The 21,819-nt window shown below is 50.7% G+C and carries 27 protein-coding genes; 24 read left to right on the top strand and 3 right to left on the bottom strand.

What is annotated here, in order from left to right; translation table 11 throughout:
* Positions 1–3 precede the first annotated feature (3 nt).
* The 9 genes from EH206_RS12305 to EH206_RS12265 are packed head-to-tail and all read left to right on the top strand — an operon-like array spanning position 4 to position 5,277.
* Positions 4–939: a DUF2184 domain-containing protein gene (locus EH206_RS12305; RefSeq protein ID WP_009113087.1), complete on the top strand. Its 936-nt coding sequence runs from the start codon at positions 4–6 to the stop codon at positions 937–939.
* A gap of 1 nt (position 940) precedes the next feature.
* Positions 941–1,300 carry a hypothetical protein gene (locus tag EH206_RS12300; protein ID WP_009113086.1) on the top strand — a complete coding sequence of 120 codons (360 nt, stop codon included), beginning with the start codon at positions 941–943 and terminating at the stop codon, positions 1,298–1,300.
* 29 nt (positions 1,301–1,329) lie between these two features.
* The gene (locus EH206_RS12295; protein WP_050815608.1) at positions 1,330–1,752 is read left to right on the top strand and encodes a DUF4054 domain-containing protein; all 423 of its coding nucleotides are present in this window, start codon (positions 1,330–1,332) and stop codon (positions 1,750–1,752) included.
* Positions 1,749–2,336: a hypothetical protein gene (locus tag EH206_RS23410; protein WP_009113084.1), complete on the top strand. Its 588-nt coding sequence runs from the start codon at positions 1,749–1,751 to the stop codon at positions 2,334–2,336. Before EH206_RS12295 ends, EH206_RS23410 begins: the two co-directional genes overlap by 4 nt.
* A gap of 2 nt (positions 2,337–2,338) precedes the next feature.
* Complete coding sequence (locus tag EH206_RS12285) at positions 2,339–2,758, top strand: hypothetical protein (protein ID WP_009113083.1); 420 nt, start codon at positions 2,339–2,341, stop codon at positions 2,756–2,758.
* Entirely contained in the window at positions 2,758–3,282 is a 525-nt protein-coding gene (locus EH206_RS12280) for a phage neck terminator protein (protein WP_009113082.1), read from the top strand. The genes EH206_RS12285 and EH206_RS12280 overlap by 1 nt, the downstream gene beginning before the upstream one ends.
* Positions 3,283–3,290: 8 nt before the next feature.
* Entirely contained in the window at positions 3,291–4,445 is a 1,155-nt protein-coding gene (locus EH206_RS12275) for a DUF3383 family protein (protein ID WP_009113081.1), read from the top strand.
* Between the two features lie 6 nt (positions 4,446–4,451).
* On the top strand, positions 4,452–4,856 hold the full coding sequence (locus EH206_RS12270; RefSeq protein WP_009113080.1) for a hypothetical protein: 405 nt from the start codon (positions 4,452–4,454) through the stop codon (positions 4,854–4,856).
* Positions 4,857–4,881: 25 nt separating this feature from the next.
* On the top strand, positions 4,882–5,277 hold the full coding sequence (locus EH206_RS12265) for a phage tail assembly chaperone (protein ID WP_009113079.1): 396 nt from the start codon (positions 4,882–4,884) through the stop codon (positions 5,275–5,277).
* Positions 5,278–5,465: 188 nt separating this feature from the next.
* Here EH206_RS12265 and EH206_RS12260 read toward each other — a convergent pair whose 3' ends face one another.
* Positions 5,466–5,864: an Arc family DNA-binding protein gene (locus EH206_RS12260; protein ID WP_040343232.1), complete on the bottom strand. Its 399-nt coding sequence runs from the start codon at positions 5,862–5,864 to the stop codon at positions 5,466–5,468.
* 123 nt (positions 5,865–5,987) lie between these two features.
* Between EH206_RS12260 and EH206_RS23630 the strand changes: the two genes are divergently transcribed.
* The 9 genes from EH206_RS23630 (at position 5,988) to EH206_RS12215 (ending at position 12,744) form a co-directional block, all read left to right on the top strand.
* On the top strand, positions 5,988–6,167 hold the full coding sequence (locus EH206_RS23630) for an Arc family DNA-binding protein (RefSeq protein ID WP_083832785.1): 180 nt from the start codon (positions 5,988–5,990) through the stop codon (positions 6,165–6,167).
* A 67-nt stretch (positions 6,168–6,234) separates the two neighbouring features.
* Positions 6,235–7,047, top strand: a complete 813-nt coding sequence (locus EH206_RS12250) for a phage antirepressor N-terminal domain-containing protein (protein ID WP_040343906.1) — start codon at positions 6,235–6,237, stop codon at positions 7,045–7,047.
* Positions 7,048–7,112: 65 nt separating this feature from the next.
* The gene (locus tag EH206_RS12245; protein WP_009113077.1) at positions 7,113–7,847 is read left to right on the top strand and encodes a phage antirepressor KilAC domain-containing protein; all 735 of its coding nucleotides are present in this window, start codon (positions 7,113–7,115) and stop codon (positions 7,845–7,847) included.
* Between the two features lie 122 nt (positions 7,848–7,969).
* Positions 7,970–8,329 (top strand): hypothetical protein, encoded by a 360-nt coding sequence (locus EH206_RS12240; protein ID WP_040343231.1) that lies wholly within the window; start codon positions 7,970–7,972, stop codon positions 8,327–8,329.
* 192 nt (positions 8,330–8,521) lie between these two features.
* A complete protein-coding gene (locus EH206_RS12235; protein ID WP_009113076.1) occupies positions 8,522–10,267 on the top strand; it encodes a hypothetical protein in 1,746 nt (581 codons plus the stop codon).
* Complete coding sequence (locus EH206_RS12230; protein WP_009113075.1) at positions 10,264–10,911, top strand: phage baseplate protein; 648 nt, start codon at positions 10,264–10,266, stop codon at positions 10,909–10,911. The genes EH206_RS12235 and EH206_RS12230 overlap by 4 nt, the downstream gene beginning before the upstream one ends.
* The gene (locus tag EH206_RS12225) at positions 10,908–11,195 is read left to right on the top strand and encodes a phage baseplate plug family protein (protein ID WP_009113074.1); all 288 of its coding nucleotides are present in this window, start codon (positions 10,908–10,910) and stop codon (positions 11,193–11,195) included. The genes EH206_RS12230 and EH206_RS12225 overlap by 4 nt, the downstream gene beginning before the upstream one ends.
* On the top strand, positions 11,192–12,082 hold the full coding sequence (locus EH206_RS12220; protein WP_009113073.1) for a phage protein: 891 nt from the start codon (positions 11,192–11,194) through the stop codon (positions 12,080–12,082). Before EH206_RS12225 ends, EH206_RS12220 begins: the two co-directional genes overlap by 4 nt.
* The gene (locus tag EH206_RS12215) at positions 12,082–12,744 is read left to right on the top strand and encodes a Gp138 family membrane-puncturing spike protein (protein ID WP_009113072.1); all 663 of its coding nucleotides are present in this window, start codon (positions 12,082–12,084) and stop codon (positions 12,742–12,744) included. The genes EH206_RS12220 and EH206_RS12215 overlap by 1 nt, the downstream gene beginning before the upstream one ends.
* A gap of 155 nt (positions 12,745–12,899) precedes the next feature.
* Here the strand turns inward: EH206_RS12215 and EH206_RS12210 are convergent, their stop codons facing one another.
* Positions 12,900–13,406: a hypothetical protein gene (locus tag EH206_RS12210; RefSeq protein ID WP_009113071.1), complete on the bottom strand. Its 507-nt coding sequence runs from the start codon at positions 13,404–13,406 to the stop codon at positions 12,900–12,902.
* 86 nt (positions 13,407–13,492) lie between these two features.
* Between EH206_RS12210 and EH206_RS12205 the strand changes: the two genes are divergently transcribed.
* The 6 genes from EH206_RS12205 (at position 13,493) to EH206_RS12180 (ending at position 21,296) form a co-directional block, all read left to right on the top strand.
* Positions 13,493–13,843: a contractile injection system sheath initiator gene (locus tag EH206_RS12205; protein WP_009113070.1), complete on the top strand. Its 351-nt coding sequence runs from the start codon at positions 13,493–13,495 to the stop codon at positions 13,841–13,843.
* The gene (locus EH206_RS12200) at positions 13,843–15,060 is read left to right on the top strand and encodes a baseplate J/gp47 family protein (RefSeq protein WP_009113069.1); all 1,218 of its coding nucleotides are present in this window, start codon (positions 13,843–13,845) and stop codon (positions 15,058–15,060) included. The genes EH206_RS12205 and EH206_RS12200 overlap by 1 nt, the downstream gene beginning before the upstream one ends.
* Positions 15,044–15,949, top strand: coding sequence for a baseplate wedge 1 family protein (locus EH206_RS12195; protein ID WP_009113068.1), 906 nt, complete (start codon positions 15,044–15,046; stop codon positions 15,947–15,949). Before EH206_RS12200 ends, EH206_RS12195 begins: the two co-directional genes overlap by 17 nt.
* A 1-nt stretch (position 15,950) precedes the next feature.
* Positions 15,951–18,449 carry a discoidin domain-containing protein gene (locus tag EH206_RS12190; protein ID WP_009113067.1) on the top strand — a complete coding sequence of 833 codons (2,499 nt, stop codon included), beginning with the start codon at positions 15,951–15,953 and terminating at the stop codon, positions 18,447–18,449.
* 67 nt (positions 18,450–18,516) lie between these two features.
* Positions 18,517–20,622 (top strand): Ig-like domain-containing protein, encoded by a 2,106-nt coding sequence (locus EH206_RS12185; RefSeq protein WP_009113066.1) that lies wholly within the window; start codon positions 18,517–18,519, stop codon positions 20,620–20,622.
* A 2-nt stretch (positions 20,623–20,624) separates the two neighbouring features.
* A complete protein-coding gene (locus tag EH206_RS12180) occupies positions 20,625–21,296 on the top strand; it encodes a hypothetical protein (RefSeq protein ID WP_009112638.1) in 672 nt (223 codons plus the stop codon).
* A gap of 3 nt (positions 21,297–21,299) precedes the next feature.
* On the opposite strand, the gene EH206_RS12175 is transcribed toward EH206_RS12180, so the two are convergent.
* A complete protein-coding gene (locus EH206_RS12175) occupies positions 21,300–21,521 on the bottom strand; it encodes a hypothetical protein (RefSeq protein WP_040343229.1) in 222 nt (73 codons plus the stop codon).
* Positions 21,522–21,819 lie beyond the last annotated feature (298 nt).

Below are 21,819 nucleotides of genomic sequence, written 5' to 3'. Positions count from 1 at the left end.
GACATGCCAAAGAGCGTATTTGACGTCAGCCCGGTTTCCGCGCTGTCGTTTTTAGTTAATCAGGCTGCGCATATCGAGTCGGAAATTTACCGTATCGAATACCCGCAGTTTAAATATGGCACATTGCTACCGCTGGATAACAGCGCGCCAGACTGGGCTCAGGCGGTAATGTTCCGTTCCATTGACTCCCGCGGTGAGTTGCAATTATTTGGACCTAACTCCACCGATGTGCCGACCGTTGACATTGCGATGTCGCAAGGCTTCAAAGACATCACCACGGCGGCGTTGGGTTACACGTATTCGATTGAGGAAATTGGATACGCCATGCTAAACAACGTCAATCTGGATGCAGAGCGCGGACAGGCGGTGCGTGATGTTGTTGAACAAGGTCTGAACAAAATCTATCTGCTTGGCGATAAGGGCGTCGGTGAGGGTCTTTACACCAGCCCGAATGTTTCGGTAGAGGTAGCGGCATCTAACCTCACGGCCTTGGTAGCTGCTATCCCGACGAACGGTACGCAACCGATCATTGATTTCTTCGGTAACGCGTATAACACCGTTTATCTGGACAATACGCTGACCGTTCATCGTCCCAATACGTTTGTATTGCCGCCTGCGCAGTTCCAACTGCTGGCCCGTACGCTGTTGTCTACGCAGAACGCCTCCAACGTTACGCTGTTGCAGTTCCTTCGCACCAACTTCCCTGACATCACGTTTGAGGATGACATCCTACTGAAAGGTGCGGGTGTCGCTGGCGCTGATCGTATGGCGGTGTACAAGAAAGAGATCCGCATCGTGAAGGGCCATGATGTCATGCCTCTCCGATTCCTGGCTCCGGCCACGGCGGATAACGTGAATTTCAAGGTTCCGGCAATCCTGCGTACCGGCGGGACGGAATGGAGAATTCCAAAAGCTGGCCACTACATTGACGGGGTATAAAATGGCTGAATTATTCAATATCCACACGGCACCAGTAACCGTCACCGACGCTGTTACCGGGCAACGCGTCACCATTCCGCGCGGTCATTCTGCGCTGGTTGAGGGGGACTTCAGCAATCACTTGTTCGTTAAGTCTGGTCTGATTCGCGCGGAGCATGATGAGGAAGACAAAGCCCTGGCGCAACAGCAGAAACAGGAAGACGAAAAAGAACCGGACATCACCACACTGCGTGAGCAATACGAACAGCTACTGGGTAAAAAGGCTCCGTCTGCGGCCAAAGCGGAAACGCTGCAAAAAGCCATTGACGAAGCCCTGGCGCAACAGTCCGATCCCGGCGGTAACTCTACCGAAACCGAATAAACCCCGTCGCCGCGATGGGGTTTTGCTTTATGGGGGTAACGATGGAAATTACCGCGCAAATCGTGGCTGATTTCCGGGCCTATTACCCCGAATTCAGCGACGAAACAACGTGGCCGGATTCAGGGGTAGTTATCGCTCTGGAAGAAGGTGACGCGGAAACCGGTAAGCGCTGGGGCGTGTACCCGGATGGGCGAGTGGTCAGCATTAAAAAGCGCGGTATGTTTGCGTTTGCCGCTCACCGCCTGGTGATGCGCCAGCGTTCCGCCAGCGGCGATGTCGGGGCGGCCTATGCGATTTCTGGTAAATCGGTGGGCGACGAGTCTACATCGTTCGCCGTGCCGTCGGTAACAATGGATGACCTGACGATTAACGGCGATCTGCCGCTGACGGCGTACGGTGTGGAATTCATGCGCCTGCGTCGCCGGGCGGGAACCGGGGGGCTGATGATATGAAACTCAATGCGGAGGTGCGTGGCGGTAATAAAATCGCGCAAAAGCTTAAGCAGATTCAGGATCGCGTCATGGCTAAACGCCGGGTGTTGGTGGGTTTGCCCGCCGGTTCTGGTAACAGCGAAGATGGTACGCCGTTGGTTGTTATTGGCGCGGTAAATGAGTTTGGTGGCACTATTCAGCACCCAGGTGGTACCAGTTACGGATATCGAAATGAAAAGGATGCGGTAGCCGGAAAGGTGCGGTTCATGAAAGACGGTGCAGGGCTTATGCAGCTGGGCGTCACCGGTCCGCATACCATCAATATTCCCGAACGCTCACTTTTGCGCGTCCCACTCCGACAGAATCAGGACAATATCAAAAAGGCGTTTCGTGCGTTGACCGGCGCAGTCACGCGCGGAGAAATCACTGCCTTTCAGATGCTGGATCAGATCGGCGCGCGGGCGGCAGGTTATTGCAAGGAAGCGATCGAATCCGGGATAGAGCCGGCCAACGCGCCGTCAACTATCAGGCAGAAGGGCTCAGATAAACCACTGGTTAATCACGGCACACTCAAAGGCGCCATTACCCATGTCGTGGAGGATTAACGATGTTCGGTAACGGTCTGGATATGCACGGTCATATCGATTCAACGTTCAATTCTCCCATTGACGGCGGCGTGCGGATAATCCGCGCGGGGGCGGGTGGCTACACCGGACCCGGCGGTCGTTGGGAGGAGCAGCCAGGTGAAACCGTCGAACTGACCCGCGTCAATGTGCAGCCTGCGAAGTGGAAAGATATGCAAATGCTGATGGGTATGGGTGGGACGGCTAACCCACAGGATGCGCGTGTGGTGCATATCAACGACGGCGTGAATTATCTCTACCCAGATGACAACGGTAAATTCGCCGATCTGCTGGAGTTCAGCGACGGGCAGGTGATGCGACAGTGGCGTGTTCAATCCTGCGACAATCGGCCATGGCGCAATTTCTGTCGTGCGGTTGTTGAACGATATCGGGGGGCCGGTTGATGGAGAGTATTGACGATCTGTACACCGTATTTCAGGAACTGGTGTCGCTGACTTCCGGTGTGGATACGGTCATTTTGGCCGATCAGGGGCGTGATGCGCCAACCGGTCTGTATGCCACCTACAAACCTATCCCCATCCGCGCCTATGGCTGGTCGCAGCGGCGGCGCGAATTAATCCCGGCAACGGAAGAGGCAGATCCGGCGCTGGGGCAATGGCAGGACTTGCGCGAAACCGTGGCCACGTCGATGGAGTTCATGCTTTCAGTGAACATTATCAACGAGGGCGCAGATGCGGCAATCATGCGACTGCATAACGCCAATTTGCGCCAGCCCGTCAGTGAATTCCTTTACCGCAACGAAATAGCCTGGCGCCACGTCAGTACATGCCGGAATCTCACCGGGATTATGCAGGCAGGCATTCAACCACGCTGGCAGGCCGACATTAACCTGTTCATCGAGCACACCATTTCCTACGAACTGCTGCGCGCCGCAGGGTTCCATGTTCAATTTACCAACGAGGGGTAAACATCCCGATGGCCTATCCAGTTGATAACATCATTCCGGTAAACCTGCTGCTGACACCGGCGGGGCTGGGATATGCAGATTTTTCCAGCGCGTTGGTTTTTGCTGACGCAGCCGATTTGGCACAGGGCGTGACGTTCGCGGCAGACACCTACCGCGATTACGGTTCTGTCACTGAAATTGCGGCAGACTTTGATACCTCCAGCGACATTTACCGCATCGCTACGCGCTATTTTGCCAACATACCGAAACCGCCGACTATCACGGTATGGATGAAGAACGCGACCGATACGCTGCTGGAAATAATCAACAGCGCGAACGACCGCCTATGGCGCTATCACTACTTTTTCAAAAACGCCGATGTGACTACGGCAATTTTGCCGGATTTGGCTGATTGGTCGGACGCCACCAGCCATCCGCTCTGGTTTACGTTCAGCGCTGACGCGATTATCGACCAGAACGATACGACCGATGTGATTTCTACGCTGAAAGCCAAAGGCAACCGCCATGTGTTTGCGGGGTACAAATCAGCCGCGTCCGTTACTGCTGACGCATCACAGGCGTATGCAATGGTGCAGTTGGCTGCGGCGTTCCATAAATTCCGGCCGACTGGCACTAATACTGCCATTACTGGTGAATACCAGGTATTGCCGGGCATCAGCGGTGATGACCTCACCACCAGCGCATATAACGCACTGAAAGCCAAAAATGCGGTGTTCTTCACCCAGATTGAATTGGCTGGAGAAACAGACAACAGCCGGGTGATCAACAGTAAGTCAATGTCGTCCTACGGCGAGTTTATCGATGATGTAGTCAATCTGGACGTGCTGAAAAACCACATTCAGGTGGATGGCTACGACTACATCGCAAACGCCGGCTCAAAACGCGCGCTGACGCCGCGGGATTATGCTGGGCTGCTGTCGGCAATTACGGCCACCTGCAAACGGTTCTATGACAACGGCGTGCTGGGTACTGGATCGTATGTTGACCCGGACGACGGCGAGACAAAAACGGCTCAATTCGGCTTTGTGCTGCGCTCTGCGCCCGAGGATGTTTTAGAACTAACGTCCAGCCAACGCAAAGAGCGTACTTATCCGCCAACATCAATTTTGGTCATTCTGGCGCGTGCCGGCCATGTTGCCGAAATCAATATCACTGTGGAGTAACACACTATGACAATGAAACGGTATGGCGCAGATGGCGCCAACCTGACGGTGTTTGGCATTCCGATTGACGATTTCGGCGATACCGATCCGCCGATCACAATTGAAGACCTGGAGCCACGCGCCACATTGAAAAGGGGCATCGGCAAAACGTCGGTAAGGCTGGACAACCAGACGCGGCCAAAACGCCTTACCATCAACCTGATGCCCGGTTCTGACCAGGTACGCCAGATTCTGGCGGTGGAGAAAACCGGTGTGGACGCTACGTTCACGTTTTTCCAGACCGGGACGACTGAAACCGTGCTGGGGTTTGATGGGATACTAACTAATCGTGGCTCGATGACGCGTGGCGGCAAAACCAGCGTGTCGGACGAATCATTCATTTTCGAGTTCGCAGACTCAGAAGAAACATAATTAAATCAATTAAGTGAGGCTTTAAATGGGACGTAAGATTGAAGTTGAAATCGACGGTGTGACATACAGTGGCGCCACGCCGTCAGCAAAAGACCAACTGGAAATGCTTCAGATCGCCACAAAAAACAGCGTACTACCAGCGCTGGGTGATAGTGCATCTGATATGGGGTTAGCCGTCGCGCTTGCCAGCATGGATGCATTATCGCTCAATCGGCTGAAAGAGCTGTGCATCAAAAACGGTAAAATCGTGCGTGACGCCGATAGCATCCCGGTGGCCGAAAACCTGTTTCAAGACCAGATCCAAAACTACCTATTGTTGCTGGGTCGCGTGCTTAAGGAGAACATCGGCCCTTTCTGGACGCTCAGCGCAGGGAGCGAAAACGGCGCAAGCGAGACAACGAGCGAAACGACAGCGGAATAGATTGGTTTCTCTGGCGTCCGTGCCTGGGGGCGGGCGATGCTTGCCCGCCGCTGGCTAAATGGTCGGATATGATCGACGGCACCTATACCATTGATGATGTGCAGGCCATGCATGACGTGATTGAAGAGGCGATCGAGAGCGTAGAACGCGCCAGGGAAAAATCTAAAGGGTAGCCGGGAGACAGCAGTCTATTTGCTGTCTTCTGGTATGAGATTTTTTATCTCATCCAATCCAGACGATATATGGGCGTACGCCTTCTTTAGCTTCATTAAAGCTAGGTTTGAGCGATCTGTTCCTGATATGGAAAACGAAGCCGATACTTCTGATTGCAAATTTTTTAACTTCTTACTTAGTTCGTTGTTTTCCGATTTCAGCACCTTGACTTGTTCTATCCCAGCTTGAAGGTCTTCAACTAAGGTTGGTAGGTATTCCACAGCAACCCCTGTTAGCTCATCAAGAGCCATAGATACTTCTAATCGCTTCATCACTTCCTGCTGAAGGCTTCTGCCAGATTCCTTAGCCTCACTTTCTAACCGCTCTCTCATTTCGGCGGGCATCCGTAAAGGGTATGGCGTTATTCTTGACATTAATATGACTCCATAAGACTCACTTAATGGGAGTCTATCAGGTGATACTCGCTTGACAAGTGAGTCCATATGATCCACTCTTGGGTGATTATCTTGTTTATCTGAATAAAATAGTGAGTCCTTATGAGTCAAAAAACAGTTAGGCCGACACCATATCCATTACGCATGCCGTCTGATGTGAGGGAGTTTTTTGAATCTGAGGCTGAATTTAATTCTCGTTCGCTGAATGGGGAATTGGTGAAGCTTCTTACGGAAAGAATGAATCGCATAAAGGGGCAGCGTGCCAATGCGAATCAAAAATGAGAAAGCCCCGACTACTTGCGATAGTCAGGGCTTCTGTTTGTCAGTCAACCTTTGCGGGAAAACCAACATGAACAGTATAGCAACAGCACCATGCGCCATCAATGTGCCGTTTTATGGAACAGATCTTTTCGTCGTTAATCACTGCGGCGAACCGTACGCACCAATGAAGCCGATTGTTGAAGGCATGGGTATGGATTGGATGGGGCAGTACACGAAACTGAAACAGCGGTTTTCCAAAGGCATAGAGGAAATCTCTATACCCACCGCCGGTGGCATTCAGAAGATGATTTGCCTCGCCCTGCGCAAGCTAGCCGCCTGGCTGAACACCATCAGCCCAAACAAGGTTAAAGCCGAGATCCGCGATCGCGTTATCCGTTATCAGAATGAATGCGATGACGTCCTCTACGAATACTGGACGAAGGGGCAGGTAACCAATCCCCGTAAGACAAACACAGATGAACGCACACCATTACGTGATGCTGTAAACCTGCTGGTGGGCAAGAAAGGGATTATGTATCCAGAGGCGTATAGCTACGTTCACCAGCGCTTTAATGTGGCAAGCATTGACGAGTTGGCACCAGAGTTGCTGCCACTGGCGATCGAATACGTGCATAAGTTGGCACTGGATGGCGAATTGTTACCTCGTCAGTTGGAGCAGGGCAAGGCTCCCGCTTCGTGGTCTTTACCTGCTGAAAGTAATCGAGTGCTTTTGTATCTTCATCCAAACGGTGCGGTGGCTCAGTCCTTGCCGCTACGAGAAGATCAAATCGTACTGACACTGAATGATTTCACAGAACTGGCTCGCCGTAACGGCTGGGTGGTTATGCGTAAAGAGGACATGCTCGAAAAAATGACTGGAGCAATCAAGAATTTGCAGTAGTGCAAATGAAAACGCCAGTAGGGTTCAGCTACTGGCATCTATCAATTAGTCAAAAAGGCAAATAAATGACTAAATCTACTTTAGCAGTACCTAATGGTGTTGTCACTATGTCCAGTCTGGACTTCCTGAACAACATTATTAACCCATCCCGTAAAGAGGCTGGTGAAAAACCTGTTCGACCATCTGATTTTCACGCACGAGTTAATGATGAAATTGGTGAAGATTTAAACTACGAAAATTTCGTAGTTGGTAAAACAGGGCATAAAACCTACTACACCATTCTGAATATGGATCAGATGACCCTTATCGGCATGCGTGAATCAAAAGCAGTTCGTCGCTCAGTTCTGGAGAAGCTAAAATCGTTAAGCAGGCCAACGGCCGATCCTATGGTTGCGCTTAACAACCCTGAGTTTCTGCGCGGAGCTTTGCTTACCTATTCTGAAAAAGTCATCACGCTGACGCACCAGGTTGACGAGATGCGTCCGGATGTGGAGGCGTTCGACCGTATCGCCACCAAAGCAGAGGGTAGCATGTGCATTACCGACGCAGCGAAGCATTTGCAGGTTCAGCCGAAGTTCTTGTTCAAAACCCTGTCGGAGCAGCACTGGATTTACCGGCGTGCCGGCGGCAAGGCGTGGCTGGGATATCAGGACAAGATCCAGTCTGGTTATCTGGAACATAAAGTGACGACCGTTTCCCGTTCGGATGGTAGCGAGAAGATAGTTGAACAGGCGCTCGTAACCGCTAAGGGCATTGCTAAGATTTCTAAAATGCTTGGAGTGAGCGGCGTGGCTGCGTAACAGCCGATTAATGAATCCAACCCGCTTAGCTGCGGGTTTTTTCGTTGCTGGTATGGTGATCGGCGCGTCAACCGGTGGTAGGATGTTTCCGAATATTACTGGTTGAGGGCAAGGATGTGAGGGTGCTTATTTTTATCCTGTTATTTGTTTCCAGTATGGCAAACGCTGATGAGTTGTCGTGCAGCATAAAAGACATATCAGTAAAAGAATTTAATGCTAAATTTGTAGATGGGCATGGAAAAGACAAATACCTAAAGGGCGCTGCGACAGTTATAAATAATTGTAATGTTCCTATTGGTATTGAGATGAAATTATCTGCAATAGACAAAAGAGGGGTCGTCGTTGATGTCTATGATTTTTGGCCTGCCAGCGTGAATAATATATCAACAGGTGAATATGATTTTTCTTTAAACGGACGTATACAATATAGTGAAGAAATAAAATCATTCAAATTAATTCCGATAAGTGTCAATACTTGGTGAGTTCTTACTAAGAATAAATTTAACAAGATCCCGTCATATGGCGGGATTTTTTACATCCGCGCACCACATGCGCAAAATCCACCAAAGAACCTGTTTAGGAATAGAGCCTGAGGAAGCCGGTATGGTCTGTGCTGCCTCTTTGGGCTGGTTCTCCTATGTGGCAGGCTCTATTTCTAAGAAGGTAATAGCACAATGGCACAAACTATAGATGAACTATTGGTTTCACTTGGTTTAGAAACCGATGCAAAAAGTTTTGATCAGGCAAGGGCAGCATTTAAAGGCGTCACTGATAACATGCTGCAAATGGCATCAGCGCTTACTGCTGGCTTTGGATTCGATAAACTGACGCGACAATTTGCGGGTTTTGTCTCTGAACTGGATCGCTTCTCTAAGCGAAATATTATTGACCCTAACAACGTTCTCCGCTGGGGCTATGCCTTTGAGTCTATGGGCGGCAACGTTAAGGACGCAATGAGTGCAATAGAGAAAATAAACGCACTCAGGGATGATGCAAGGGAAGGTCGAATCAGTAAGGAAGCGCTGAGAAATGCCGGGATCAATCCTTATGAGTTGGGCGATTTGCAAGACTCCCAATCTGGGCTTATGTGGGCGGCAACGCAAATGCAGAAGCTGTCTAACAACCCTGACGCGTTGACAAAGTTTGCAAAAAGGCTTGGATTCAATGTCACGGAGCAGGATGTTTTATCAAAAGGCCCTGATTGGGTTATGCAGCAATTTGAAGAATATAACAAGAGAGGGAGAGTTATCACTCCTGAAACAATACGAATTGCTGATGAATATAATACGGCGGTTCAGAATTTAACAACAAACTTGGAAGGGTTGGGTAACTCAATAAGTGAAAGGTTGACTCCAAAATTAACAGATCTGGCAAGTCGTGCCGATAAATGGTTAATGGATAATAAACAAGGGATTGTTGAAAAATTAGATCAAGCCATGCCATATCTTGAGCAGGCCGCTAAGGGCATAGCGATACTTGTTGCAATAAATGCAGCACAAAAAGGAGGGAAGATGTTTCTTAGCAATCTACCCATTCTTGGCGCTGCGGCTTATGCGGAATATTTTTATAATGATTTCGACAATATAAAAGATAGCGCCTCATCTTCTTGGGATTATAACAAGCGTCAGGCGGGAAGGTGGCTCAATGAAAATATTAATTATCCGTACAGTGATTTTCTTGGGTTCTTTGGCCTGAAAGACAACCTAGTTCCTCAGCGTCCAGTAAGAATGCCTACAGGACCCAATCCCAACGCAAATGATATCCCAGGCAATGCCGCTCCAAGAGGAATACGGAATAACAATCCGGGAAACTTGAATTTCATGGGGCAAAAAGGGGCCAGAAAGGAAAGTGGAACGAATGGTCGTTTTGCTGTCTTTTCATCTATGGATGAGGGTATTGAGGCTCTCTATCAACAGCTTGGCCTGTATTTCGGCCGAGGGAAGGACACCATTGATGAGATAATCAAAACCTACGCACCAGCATCTGATGGTAATAATGTTGCTGCCTACGCCGAGCAACTTTCTCGCTCCATCGGAAAAGGTCGAAACGAGAGGTTAAATTATAACGACAAGCAAATGATGGTTCGTCTCATGCAGGGAATCATCGATCATGAAAATGGCAAGGGGTACGTTCAGCCACAACGAATAGCTGGTGTCGTAGATTCTAATTTTGGGTTGGATTATTACGATAGAACGATGGGGTATTACAACGACAAGCAGAAATTTGACCAGCAGTTTTTAAGTCGAAATTCATCAAGAGAAACCACCGTAACCGTTCATTCCACCGTTGATGCAAGAGGGGCGTCTGATCCGACTGCGGTCAAGGAAGCTGCTCGACAGGGGGCAAGGGAAGGAACCAGAGAGGGGTTGGCGGAAGCCGGACGAAACCTGAAATTATCACAGGAGTCTGATATCCAATGAGCATTGTCGGAATATTCAACAAATCCCGCCCACAAATACGCGGGATTTTTTTTGATGCCATTCTGGAAGAATCTAGCGAACTTCCTACCGTGGTTAGTGAATACCCCCTTGAAAACGGGTATACCGCCAACGACAACGCCATTACACGCCCATTGGTATTGATTATGACAGTGGCGATCTCTGATAACCCGGTTAAGTCATTAATGGCGCAGGCGGGCCAGTTTTCAGCGCTGGGTGGGATTGGTGCGGGTGTGGCCGCTGGTGCCGTCGGCTCGCTGCTTGGTGGCGGAACGGCAGCGCTGGCGGGTGTCGCCGCAAGCATTGGTCTTTCTGTTACAGCATCAGGAAACAAACGGTCGCAAGAGGCGTTAGACGGAATGCGATGGTCACAGCGAAACAGCGAAATTCTCACGGTCATTGATTCCGCCGGCGCGTCTTATGACAACATGATCATTACCAACACAAGAAAGCAGCGCAATAAAGAGAACGAGGGTGGGCTTGAACTGGTGGTTGAAATGCGTCAGTTGGTTCTAATTAATGCCAATCGCAGCGCAGATGTAACAAATGCAAACCTGCCACAAAACGACACAGCAGCCACACAAGGGCAGGCAACAATCAATAGAGGCGAGGTATCGTTACAGTGAATATCATTCCGTTAATTAATTCTGTAACTGACCAGGAGTTTTCCGTTCAGTTGGGTAACAATAATCTCGCCTTTCGTGTCCGCTGGTTAACCCGGTATAGCTATTTTGTGGTGGATATCCGCGATGCGGACAACAACCCGATCGCACTGGGAAGGGCGCTGCATGTTGGCATAAATCTACTGGCTGGACTGAATACCCGTATTGGTAAAATCGTGCTGGAAGGCGAAACGCCAACGCTCGCCAATCTTGGGGAGAAGAATAACTTGGTATGGTATCCGTCATGAGCGTGATTTTTGGAAGAAGCTACAAGCTGATAATAAAATCAAGCATGGGAGGCGAAGACTTAATTTATGAACCACCCATGCAAATCCGTTTTTCTGTAGCCGGATCACCAAACAACCATGAAGCCAGCGCCAATATATCCATGTATGGCATATCGCGGGAAACGCGCAGGCGCATATACAGAGAGTATGATCAGCTATTTCTTTATGCTGGTTATAACGATAGTAACGGATTAATTTTCAGGGGGCAGATAAACAACATCGAAACCGGGAAAGATGGCCCGTCCACATATATTCGCTTCTATTGCTGGAGTCATTTCGACCGATGGCGTAAGGCGTCGGTCAATAAAACGTGGGGAAATAATACACCGGCAATAGAGATAATTCGTGATGTTGCCAGCGTGTTTCAAACTGACATAGATATTATTGGGGATTTCTCAGATCTTACCCCTGCAATTTACGGTGAGACGCGTGTTGGAAGTGCTATCTATGAAATGAACGAATTGAAAAGGATTTATGATTTTGATTGGTTCTTTGAGAGCACGCGGATAGTTATTTTTAGGAATGGGCGTTCTCGTAATGTTACCCATGAGGTACGGGCATTTAATGGTATGGAAGGTGTACCGAGAATATACATCGGAGAGATAGAGGTTGACGTCAAACTTGATCACCGCATCCGCATTTTGGATTGGGTTGATGTTTATTCAGAGTTCGAAACATACGGATTCAGCGATGTTTACCGCCCTGGCGAAGGTGAGGCATCTAAGAAACAGCGCAGCATTGGGAAGTTTGCCGTTCTTGCAACCATGCATCAGGGGGATTTCTACGGCGACCTGTGGAAAACGACAATTTCAGCGAACTTGCGGTTTGAAAACGGGAGGGTTTATTGATGGATTCGACAAAGAGGGAAAACCCGCTATATGAAGCCATTGAAGCGGCCAAATTAGCCACTGTATCGCGCCTTATGGTGTGTCTTCCGGGAAAGATCATTTCATACAATCCTGATAATCAGCGTGCGCAGGTTGAATGCGGAATTCAACGCAAAAACGGCGATTCATTTGAAACACTATCAATTATTGAGAATGTGCCTGTTAATTTTTCCGGCACGAAAGAATGGACTGTTTTCCATGAATTACCCGTCGGGACTGAGGGCGTTATCCATTTTAGCCAACGGGCGATCGATACATGGCTTGATCAGGGCGGGCCTGTCGCGCCGCATAATATGCGTATGTTCAGTGCCAGCGATGCGTTTTTCTCCCCCGGCTATCGATCGCTGAAAACAGCCATTCCCGATCTGCCTACATCCGGTATGGGTATGGGTAATCGCGATGGTTCGGTACGCATTCACCTGACAGACAACGGGATAACCCTGACATGTGGCGGCGTTTCGTTGACGGTTTCGCATGAGGGCGTGACACACAACGGCAAAACGACATTAAACGGTCGAACTGAGGTCACCGCTGGCGGTCTGTCCGTGGGCGATATTGATTTTGACAACCACGTCCATAGCGGCGTTGAGCGCGGCGGAAGCAACACCAATGGCCCGCAATAACAGAGGAACCAAAATGAAACAGGCAAAGGTACAGACGGCAGTTTTTCAGCCAGGAGGGCTTTATCTAAGCGCAAATTTCCAGTTCGATTTCTGGATGTTTCTCGGAAAGAATATCGGATGGGGGCGCTTCACAATGGTGCGCCCCGATGATGAACTCACTCCGGGCGGAGCAATTTTTGAATTAGCTGAAATACGCCCGGCAGATATGAAACACCCTGATCCAGTAGTTTCATGTACAGGTGTTTTATGGTCTCGGCGGGAAGCGATCGAAGCTGAGATGCGAGGGCCTCTTTATCTCGATCGGTATCGGGTGACGCCTGTATCTGACGAATCAGCTCGGAAAGAATTGCCTCATGCAATTGGTAATTGGCGCTAGCTTTATCTCGTAATGCTGTAAGCCCGCCATCTTCCCGAATGTAGTCGATACCGTCTTTTGTTAGCACCAGTCCACCTGTATAGATAACGTGACCATTGAGTCCGCGCTTAATTCCGCTAACTAAAAGTCGGTGCTGTTCCAGATAAACGAGATTGGCAACGAGGATATCCTCGTCATCGCCTGCGATTTTTTCTATTTCTGAAAGCTGTTCACTGCGGGCAGGTGTGGGGTAGTATTCACCTAGCTTGGTAAGAATTTCCCCGCAAAGTATTAAGTCAATTTTCATTGTCAGTTCCTTCTTGGCTGTGTGAGAACTTCCAAGATAACACCACGCCCCGGCATCCGCTGGGGCTTTTTTATGGAGCCTGAACCGTGATCCGCAATTTTACAGACGGCGATATCGTCACGCACGACGACCACTTCGCAACGGGAAAAGAGGCGACGCAGCAGGGGATTATTAGGCGTCTGCGGCTGTTCTTGGGTGAATACTTCCTTAACGTGACAGAGGGAACGCCGTGGTTTCAGAGCATTTTAGGCAAAAACCAGACGGATATTGCCGCGGCGAACATCAAGCAGCGGATTTTGACTGCGCCGGGCGTTGTCGGCATTAACCAGTTCGAATTCGATATCGACCAGAAAACCCGAAAAATCACCGTTTATGTGTCGCTGGTGGATACCAATAACGAACAGTTCGAACTGCTGTTTAACGAGGAAATCATTTAATGGCTGAGATTACAAAAGACGGCGCAACAGGGACGACGTTAAACAGCTATTTAACCGTGATGCGCCAGCGCTATCTGGATATCGATGACGGTTGGAACATCAACCCGGAATCACCGGACGGACTCGTTATTGCAGCGTGGTGCGAAACGCTGGCAAATCTCGATGAGGGGGTAATTGACGCCTATCACTCTGCTGATCCGAATTCAGCCATCGGCCAGCAGCTTGACCGCATCGCAGCATTCGCGGGCATCACGCGGCAGGATGCAACGTTTTCAACCGCGATGGTGGTTTTCGCCGGCACACCTCTGGTGGAAATCCCCGCCGGGACGCTGGTCCGCAACCGTATCACGAATACGATTTGGGCTACGGATACCATTGTAGCGACCAATAACGCCGGGAGCGCCACAGTAGGCGTGACCTGTGCCACTGCTGGTGCGCAGGGCGCCAACACCGATAATCTGTCAATCATTGCCACGCCCGTCGGCGGCATCACGTCAGTAACAAACCCTGACGCCGCGTCGCTGGGAGCTGATGAGGAAACAGACGACGCATTCCGCATCCGGCGCAATGAATCAGTGGCGCTGCCCGGCAACAACCAGATCGACAACATCTACGCTGCGCTGGTAAACATCGACGGCGTAAAAAAGGTGCGCATTTACGAAAACACCGAGTCATCGCCAGACGCGAACGGCATCGAGGGCCACTCAATGGCGATCTTTATTGACGGCGGGGAAGTAGCTGACATCGTGGCCGCGCTGGCGGCGCGGAAAAACCCCGGTTGCGGACTGAACCGCTATAACACCGGCATCCCGAACCAGATCAGCATAGACACCACCACGCCGGGCGGGAATCCGTTCAACGCGACGTTTTTCAGGCCGGAATACATTTCCTCGCATGTTCGTGTGGAAATCGTCTCTGACACGCTGACCAGCGCTGCCGATAACGAAATCAAACAGGCGATCATTGATTATTCACTGAACGGTTTTCCCGAAACGAACGGATTTGCAAAACAGGGATTTCGCATCGGCGAAACCGTGGGCGCCGGACGCCTGTTCACGCCAGTAAATAAAATCGTGGGCAATGATGATTACGTCGCATCGATCACCGTCGGCACCAACGCGGGCGATGTGACGTACAGCACCATCCCGATCGCGTTTAACCAGTTGGCCGTGTTCTCCGCTGATGGTATCGAGGTCTCCTATGCAACACCGCAATAAGGCGCTGACGCGGGCGTACTGGCAATACAAAAATGCCCCGAAGTTGATCTCGCTACTGCTGACGCTGCCGGATATCGCGCAATCTAGCATTGAAGACCAGTTATCGAAAATCCAGGTCATGCTGGACATTGACAGTGCGGAGGGTGAACAGCTTGATATCTGCGGTCGCATCGTTGGTTACACCAAGCGTCCAGTCGGGACGTTTTACCCAGCGTGCGCCCCGGCGGCAGTCAGTGATGATCTTTTTCGCCGGATGATTAAGGCGAAGATATTCAAAAACAACAGCATCGCGACGATTGACGAGATAAAGCGAGCTACCGATTACATCCTTGGTACTAGCGCGCTTATTCTGGATGGTCAGGATATGACCATGCGCCCGGTGTTCACCGAATATCTTGATGTCGGATCGCAAAAGCTCGTCGCTGATTACGACCTGATACCAAGGCCGCAGGGTGTCGGGACGAAACAGGCTCGCACGCTGACATACACGCCTTTCGGCTTCGGCCTGCATTATGCCAATTTCCGGGCGCCGTTCTGGCATGGGGATGGCATTAAAATCTACACCAATCTGAAATTGACGCTGACCTTGGTCGATGGGGTGCTATCCGGCGAGCTGACGGCGAATGCCGGCGTTGTTGTGTCCGATGTCGATATCACGCTGATTTATACGCTGCCGGGTGGCGCGACCGTCACGGAACGGATGGTTACGGATGCCGGCGGCCAGTTCAGCACAGTGACTGATGTCGGAGCTGACTTTACTGTTGTGGCTCGCGCGCAGGTTCTGACGCCGCTATGCGAATGGGAGAACGTAGAAAGCGGTGAGGTGATTACGAACATTTTTTTTAATGGGGCCGTGACGTATAGCGGCCAGTACACATACAGGGGTTGAAATGGCTAATCTGACCGAAACCGCAGAATTTACGGCGGACGTGCTGCGACTGGATACCGACACGCCGGTGCGCGGGTATGACGGGACGGATATTGGTCCGGCGAACGAACAGGCGCAGGCGTTGGCGAACCGCACAAAATTTCTGAAACAACGCATCGACAATATGAGTGCAACTCAGGTACGGTCTGTCAACGGCAAATCTGGCACTGTCACGCTGGAATATAGCGATGTGGGCGCTGACGCGGCGGGAACGGCCGACGCACTTATTACAGCGCATATCAATGATGCCGATCCGCATCCGCAGTATTTTAACGAGTCCCGCGGCGATGCGCGGTATGTGCAAACGTCGCTGGCAAACACCGGTAACGGCTGGCTGCAACTGGATGCATCCGGTAAAATCCCCGCGGCGCTGCTGCAAACGCTGACGTCCAGGTATGTTGTTGTTGCGGACGAGGCGGCACGGCTGGCGCTGGCGTCGTCGTCGAACCTGACCATATGCGCGCAGGCAGATATCGATACATTGTTTTATCTGAATGGCGGGGATAACCCGGCAGTGGCGGCAAACTGGGTTCAGGGGCAGGCGGCCACAGTTTCCGGCGTGTCGTCGGTGTTCGGGCGCACTGGCGCGGTGACGGCGCAGGCTGGGGATTATGACGCTGACCAGATTAATGAGACGGCGAACCGCAAATTTGCTACTCCCGCCGAGAAAACGGCTTGGAACGCGAAACAAGCGGCGCTCGTTTCCGCCACCAATATCCGTTCGCTGTTCGGCCAGTCGCTGCTGGGTTCCGGCAATCTAGCGCCCACACCGGCGCAAATGGGCGCAGCGGCAGCGTCGCATACGCACACCGTTTCTGACATCACAGATTTCACCCAGCAGGCGCAGGCATTAATTATCAACTCGCTGGAGGCGGGGCCGGGCGTCACGCTGGGACAAAACCCGGTTAGCGGGAAAACGATAATCAGCGCGGTGGGCGGCGGTTCCGGCGGCGGTGGCGGTTATATTGTTGTTGATCGCCCCAGCGCGACAGCCGGGCAGAATCACTCATTCAGTTTCAGCGCGCAGAATGCCTTTAATCTAACGGCGTATGCGCTGAAAGAAACTGCGGGCGCGACAAATCAGACATACGTGATTGATGATTTTAATGCAGAGAGTGAACTAAATTATGATTCAACTAATGCCGTTGTTTTTGACGGCCAATTAAGTGCCTATACTGGCGGAACATATACCACATCTGTTCAGGGAGAATTTTACTCTCTTCCTGTTCAGGACGGATCTCGATCGTTATCAATTTCCGGTGTGGACGAATCTATTATCCCTGTAATGACATCAAACACATCGCCGTCCGGTTATGTCGCATCTGCGTCATCAATTTATGATTCTCGATATAACGCATACCTCGCATTTGACCGACGTATAGTATCTGGAACTGGCTCTGATGCGTGGGTTGGTGCTACTGGCGCAATCCCAACGCCGGGAAATCCGCAATGGCTGAGAATAGATATGCCGGGTGCAAAGGCTTTGTCTGGGTACTCCCTTGTGAACCGCGCCGCCGGCCTCATTAATAGCCCTAAGACATGGAAATTACAGGGTAGTAATGATGGCGGTGATACGTGGGAAACAATTCATTCCGTCACTAATGACACGAATAATACCGCCGGTGCTGTAAGACGTTTTATAATTGATAGTGTCCCTGCGGAATACTCATCATATAGATTGCTAATAGAAGAGTTATTTTCCAGTGCGAGTAGCAGCTATATCACACTGAGGGAGTTATCATTATTTCCATTTACCATGTTTATGATAAATTCCGGGTCCGATTGGTATTCTTCGAGCAACGGCTTGCTTTTCCCTGTCGCTGCGCCAGCTACTGCCGACGATTTTAATAACAACGGATTTTCGCAGTCAGGGGAAATACCAGAATCGCAGTTGTCGTCGCTATCGCAGATTAACGTTGTCTCTCCTGTTGCGACGGATGTGAAAATTTTATTTACTCCTCAGTATCAGATTGCCATTCGAGAATCATTATTGTCAGTTGCCGCATTTGGACAAATCAACTCCGCAACCCTAACAGCAACGCAGACGAATGACGGCGCGGTTCGTGTGGCTGTTACGCGGGATTTAGTGAACTGGCATGTATGGCGCGGCGGGCAATGGGTTGATATCGGTGCGCTGACTACGGACACGGTAGGAGCGACAAAACTCATCACTGACGGTATGACGCCCGCAGATATCGGCGGCATCAACGCAGCACAGTGGACGCAGTTTTTTGACGCCAACGGCGGTGTACCGGACTATCTCGCGTTTGCGTTTGCTCTTGATATCACAGACCCGGCGACCGACGTTGCGACAATCGACCGCCTGGTGCTGAACGTCAACGAGGCATCAAGTTGGAAGTTGCAGACGCCGGCAGAAGTGGAAGTTCGTTGGCGCACAGACAGCGTGACGTTCCGCACTGTGACGGCAGGAAATTACAAACTTGCGTACCAAATCCCGTAAACCCGTAAACCAAATCAAAATCTCCCATGGCCCCTTAGCGGCCTTTTTCATTTCTGGAGTTCAATAAATGGATCAGAAATTTTTCCGTGTTCCGTTCGCGTCGAACGGTGATACCCAGACTATTCCCGAAACCGCCGCCAGCGACGGCAGTGTGAGCTATCCATCGGGATGGGGAGCTGACTACGCCAAAGACCCGTCGGCAGACGCCAACGCGAAGCCGGTTGAACGTGAAGCGATGAATACGGTGCTGAATGCTATCACCGGCGCGATTCGTCAGTACCAGACCAACGGATACCCCGAGTGGATCACAACGGCCAACAACAACGGTGCAGCGTTCGCGTATGACGCCGGTGTAGTCGTCGAATACAACGGCGCACTGTATCTGTCTCTCGTCGGCAACAACATGGCGACTCCGGGCGCTGACGCGACGAAATGGCAGCCGTACATCCAGCGCGAGGCCACCGAGGCGGAGGCGATCGCGGGCGAGGGTAGCGAGCAAGTTATTACGCCCAGACGCTTGCATGCTGGCGCCAGTTATCTCGACGACCAACTAAAAACTGCGTTGACGCCGTATCTAACTGGTATCGGTGAAATAACCCTCTGGGGTGGACCCGAATCATTAATCCCGAAAGGGAAGTTGAGATGTAACGGACAGTCATTTGATGTTGAGTTGAACCCAATTTTAGCACTGCAGTATCCGGACGGACGCGTACCAAACATAGATGACCGCTATGTCATTGGCGCCAGCGACAGCAACCCGGTAGGAACACTGAGAGAGGCTGATTGGGAACATTATCACCCTGTTGGGCAGTGGCAAGCCGATAGTGGATATGGAGCTGACGACGCGGATTTTATATCCGGTAGAAGCATTTCAAAAAGTGGTGGTGATTTATCTAAATGGGGAGGGAAAAATTACTATTCGCGAGGCAATTCAGGAGAGTGGCAAGGAATAGCAGAGAACACGGTACCGCGGCAAAATGCATCTGACAGTATCGATACTGGGGATCTTATACCCATAAACGATGGTGGCATGCACCCCGCTGATATCGGTCTTTATTACATTATAAAAACCGATCAGGCCGAATCCGAGCAAGGGACTGGGGCACCCACAGCTATCGTTATCACACCGGCTGCCGTGACAGTTAACGCAGGCACGACGCGGCAATTCACCGGAACCGTTCTACCAGCATCGCTCGCTGACGATTATCCGGTGTCGTGGGCTGTATCCGATCCAACGCTGGGCAGCATAGACAGTAACGGGCTGTATACTGCTACGGCGGGCCAGAGCGGCACGCAAACGATTATTGCCAGTATTTCAACCGGATTGACCGCTACAGCTACGGTGACGCAGCATATTTATCTCACGTCAATTACCATTGGAACCGTACCACTGGAGCTTATCGCTGGGAATACCTACAACATCCCTATTGCGTACTCGCCAGCCGGTTATACAGAATCCGTTAATCCCGCGTCCTCTGACGCATCAGTTGCCGCACTATCATCCGCCGGCACATTAACAATTAGCGGAGCGGGTACAGCTACGCTATCCCTTACAGGCGCTAGTTCCGGCGTAACAGCCTTGGTAACGATTACGGCGACAGAAGAGGAAGTGCCGGAGGTTTATCTCCAGATTGAAAACAATCTTTCTGAGATTGCCGCCGCCGGCGCGACTGCGCAGAGCGAAGCGCGGGACGCTCTGGACCTGGGCGAACTTGCGACGAAAGATAGCCTGACGGCCAGCGATGTCGGCGCTGTCCCGCAGTCCACGGAATCGCTCGGAACTGCGGACCTGAACACCGTTTTGACGCCGGGGCGCGAATTCCAGTCGCTGACGAGTAACGCAACGCTCGCCCGTAATTATCCCATTGCGCTGGCCGGCATGCTGGACGTTATCAAAACAACCGCATCGGGTATTCGGCAGGTGTATTACCCGTACAACAATACCGACGTTTATCACCGCTACTGTGTTGATGTTGGCACCAATCCGATGGTTTTCGGTACGTGGGTGAAAGGTGGCGGTTTTCTGGAAGCCAGCCAAAACCTCGCTGATGTCGCCGACGTAGCGCAGTCACGCCAGAATCTCGGGGTGAGTTACACAATATCGGCCGACGTCGCGCCGACCGACGCAACGGGATACGCTGCGGGCCATATCTGGTATCAGATCGAGGAATAATCATGCCGATTTATCGCAAAACAGAAGGGGGCGTTTTCGCCCTTATTTCGGCTCTGAATGTCAATGACGGCGGAGAATTTAAATCTGTTGCTGCCGCCTGGATCAATGACAACGGAACGTTTAAAAAAGTATTCCCCAGCTATACGGAATATGAAGACCCATCCGCATATTACGATATTGCCAACGCCACAACACTCACATTGACGCAGGGGAATGCATCTGAAACGACAAACCGCCTGTCGTGGATTGCGAATAGTGTTCGAATCCCATTGCTGAGTAATTTAGACAGTATTGGAACAGATGTGGATTGGTCGTACTACGACTACATCGTCGTAGAGACGGGGGAGGTCGTCCCTGTTGATATGTTTTCTACTGGCTCAAACCAGCCTACAGCCATAGGCGTGAAATACGACAGTGGCAGTTCGTCAGCATTAATACCCAGCACAGGGGCGTACCTGACATTACAAACATCAAACCCCACACTCCTCGACAGACAAACATTCTTGGGGTGGAATGCAAGCGGGGGGTATCAATACTTTAAAGTCCAACAGCAGGATTATTCATCTTTCTACGGGAAACAATTGGGCCTGCGTTGGCGCTGGCACAGCACTATCAACGATAAATACTTTGAGTACATTTTCACGAATGAGAATTTCGTGCTAACAGCACTGTAATACTCACGCAAAAAACGTGTGCCGCTCGGCAATAATGTCGAGCGCATCCTCAAGCGTCGGAACAGGATCGATGTGAATTGCTGCAGCTTCGGTCTCTCCGACGATAACTACGACGTAAAAACCTGAATCTTCAACAACAGCGTATGCGCCGAGTGGGCACTCAGTCAGCATGTCATTGTCTTCTAAAACGCAGATTGTCGTTCCGTGATAATCAATTTTTCGCATAAATTGCGCCCGAAATTTTCTCGTCGATTTACGAAAAATCTAACATGTATTTGATTTTAAAGGATAGGGTGAGACGGTTTTTTTGATGTATTTTTAGACTGTATAAGTGGAATAATTTATGTTATTCAACGAGATAGCCCTTATTTGGCGCATAAAGGAATCGTATTCGGTCTTTTTTTATAACCTTTTAAGATACAATGGGTTATATTAAAAATCAGTAAGTTAACCGTTCGGTGTTCTATCCCATATCATCCTGTGACGTACTCCGCCGCCATTTTGTTGCCACTAATTTCCAAAA

This window comes from Brenneria nigrifluens DSM 30175 = ATCC 13028, from assembly GCF_005484965.1.
In the GTDB taxonomy this organism is placed as follows: domain Bacteria; phylum Pseudomonadota; class Gammaproteobacteria; order Enterobacterales; family Enterobacteriaceae; genus Brenneria; species Brenneria nigrifluens.
The sequence above is the reverse complement of the archived record's forward strand: the minus strand, read 5'-3'. Positions and strand labels throughout refer to the sequence as shown.

Excerpts from the sequence above, each read along its gene's own strand:
- EH206_RS23410 (WP_009113084.1), top strand. The coding sequence starts at position 1,749 with ATGAAACTCAATGCGGAGGTGCGTGGCGGTAATAAAATCGCGCAAAAG.
- EH206_RS12250 (WP_040343906.1), top strand. The coding sequence starts at position 6,235 with ATGAACAGTATAGCAACAGCACCATGCGCCATCAATGTGCCGTTTTAT.
- EH206_RS12270 (WP_009113080.1), top strand. The coding sequence starts at position 4,452 with ATGACAATGAAACGGTATGGCGCAGATGGCGCCAACCTGACGGTGTTT.
- EH206_RS12285 (WP_009113083.1), top strand. The coding sequence starts at position 2,339 with ATGTTCGGTAACGGTCTGGATATGCACGGTCATATCGATTCAACGTTC.
- EH206_RS12280 (WP_009113082.1), top strand. The coding sequence starts at position 2,758 with ATGGAGAGTATTGACGATCTGTACACCGTATTTCAGGAACTGGTGTCG.
- EH206_RS12295 (WP_050815608.1), top strand. The coding sequence starts at position 1,330 with ATGGGGGTAACGATGGAAATTACCGCGCAAATCGTGGCTGATTTCCGG.
- EH206_RS12210 (WP_009113071.1), bottom strand. The coding sequence starts at position 13,406 with ATGAAAATTGACTTAATACTTTGCGGGGAAATTCTTACCAAGCTAGGT.
- EH206_RS12305 (WP_009113087.1), top strand. The coding sequence starts at position 4 with ATGCCAAAGAGCGTATTTGACGTCAGCCCGGTTTCCGCGCTGTCGTTT.
- EH206_RS12245 (WP_009113077.1), top strand. The coding sequence starts at position 7,113 with ATGACTAAATCTACTTTAGCAGTACCTAATGGTGTTGTCACTATGTCC.
- EH206_RS12300 (WP_009113086.1), top strand. The coding sequence starts at position 941 with ATGGCTGAATTATTCAATATCCACACGGCACCAGTAACCGTCACCGAC.
- EH206_RS12260 (WP_040343232.1), bottom strand. The coding sequence starts at position 5,864 with ATGTCAAGAATAACGCCATACCCTTTACGGATGCCCGCCGAAATGAGA.
- EH206_RS12275 (WP_009113081.1), top strand. The coding sequence starts at position 3,291 with ATGGCCTATCCAGTTGATAACATCATTCCGGTAAACCTGCTGCTGACA.
- EH206_RS12230 (WP_009113075.1), top strand. The coding sequence starts at position 10,264 with ATGAGCATTGTCGGAATATTCAACAAATCCCGCCCACAAATACGCGGG.
- EH206_RS12200 (WP_009113069.1), top strand. The coding sequence starts at position 13,843 with ATGGCTGAGATTACAAAAGACGGCGCAACAGGGACGACGTTAAACAGC.
- EH206_RS12185 (WP_009113066.1), top strand. The coding sequence starts at position 18,517 with ATGGATCAGAAATTTTTCCGTGTTCCGTTCGCGTCGAACGGTGATACC.
- EH206_RS12220 (WP_009113073.1), top strand. The coding sequence starts at position 11,192 with ATGAGCGTGATTTTTGGAAGAAGCTACAAGCTGATAATAAAATCAAGC.
- EH206_RS12175 (WP_040343229.1), bottom strand. The coding sequence starts at position 21,521 with ATGCGAAAAATTGATTATCACGGAACGACAATCTGCGTTTTAGAAGAC.
- EH206_RS23630 (WP_083832785.1), top strand. The coding sequence starts at position 5,988 with ATGAGTCAAAAAACAGTTAGGCCGACACCATATCCATTACGCATGCCG.
- EH206_RS12265 (WP_009113079.1), top strand. The coding sequence starts at position 4,882 with ATGGGACGTAAGATTGAAGTTGAAATCGACGGTGTGACATACAGTGGC.
- EH206_RS12190 (WP_009113067.1), top strand. The coding sequence starts at position 15,951 with ATGGCTAATCTGACCGAAACCGCAGAATTTACGGCGGACGTGCTGCGA.
- EH206_RS12195 (WP_009113068.1), top strand. The coding sequence starts at position 15,044 with ATGCAACACCGCAATAAGGCGCTGACGCGGGCGTACTGGCAATACAAA.
- EH206_RS12235 (WP_009113076.1), top strand. The coding sequence starts at position 8,522 with ATGGCACAAACTATAGATGAACTATTGGTTTCACTTGGTTTAGAAACC.
- EH206_RS12215 (WP_009113072.1), top strand. The coding sequence starts at position 12,082 with ATGGATTCGACAAAGAGGGAAAACCCGCTATATGAAGCCATTGAAGCG.
- EH206_RS12180 (WP_009112638.1), top strand. The coding sequence starts at position 20,625 with ATGCCGATTTATCGCAAAACAGAAGGGGGCGTTTTCGCCCTTATTTCG.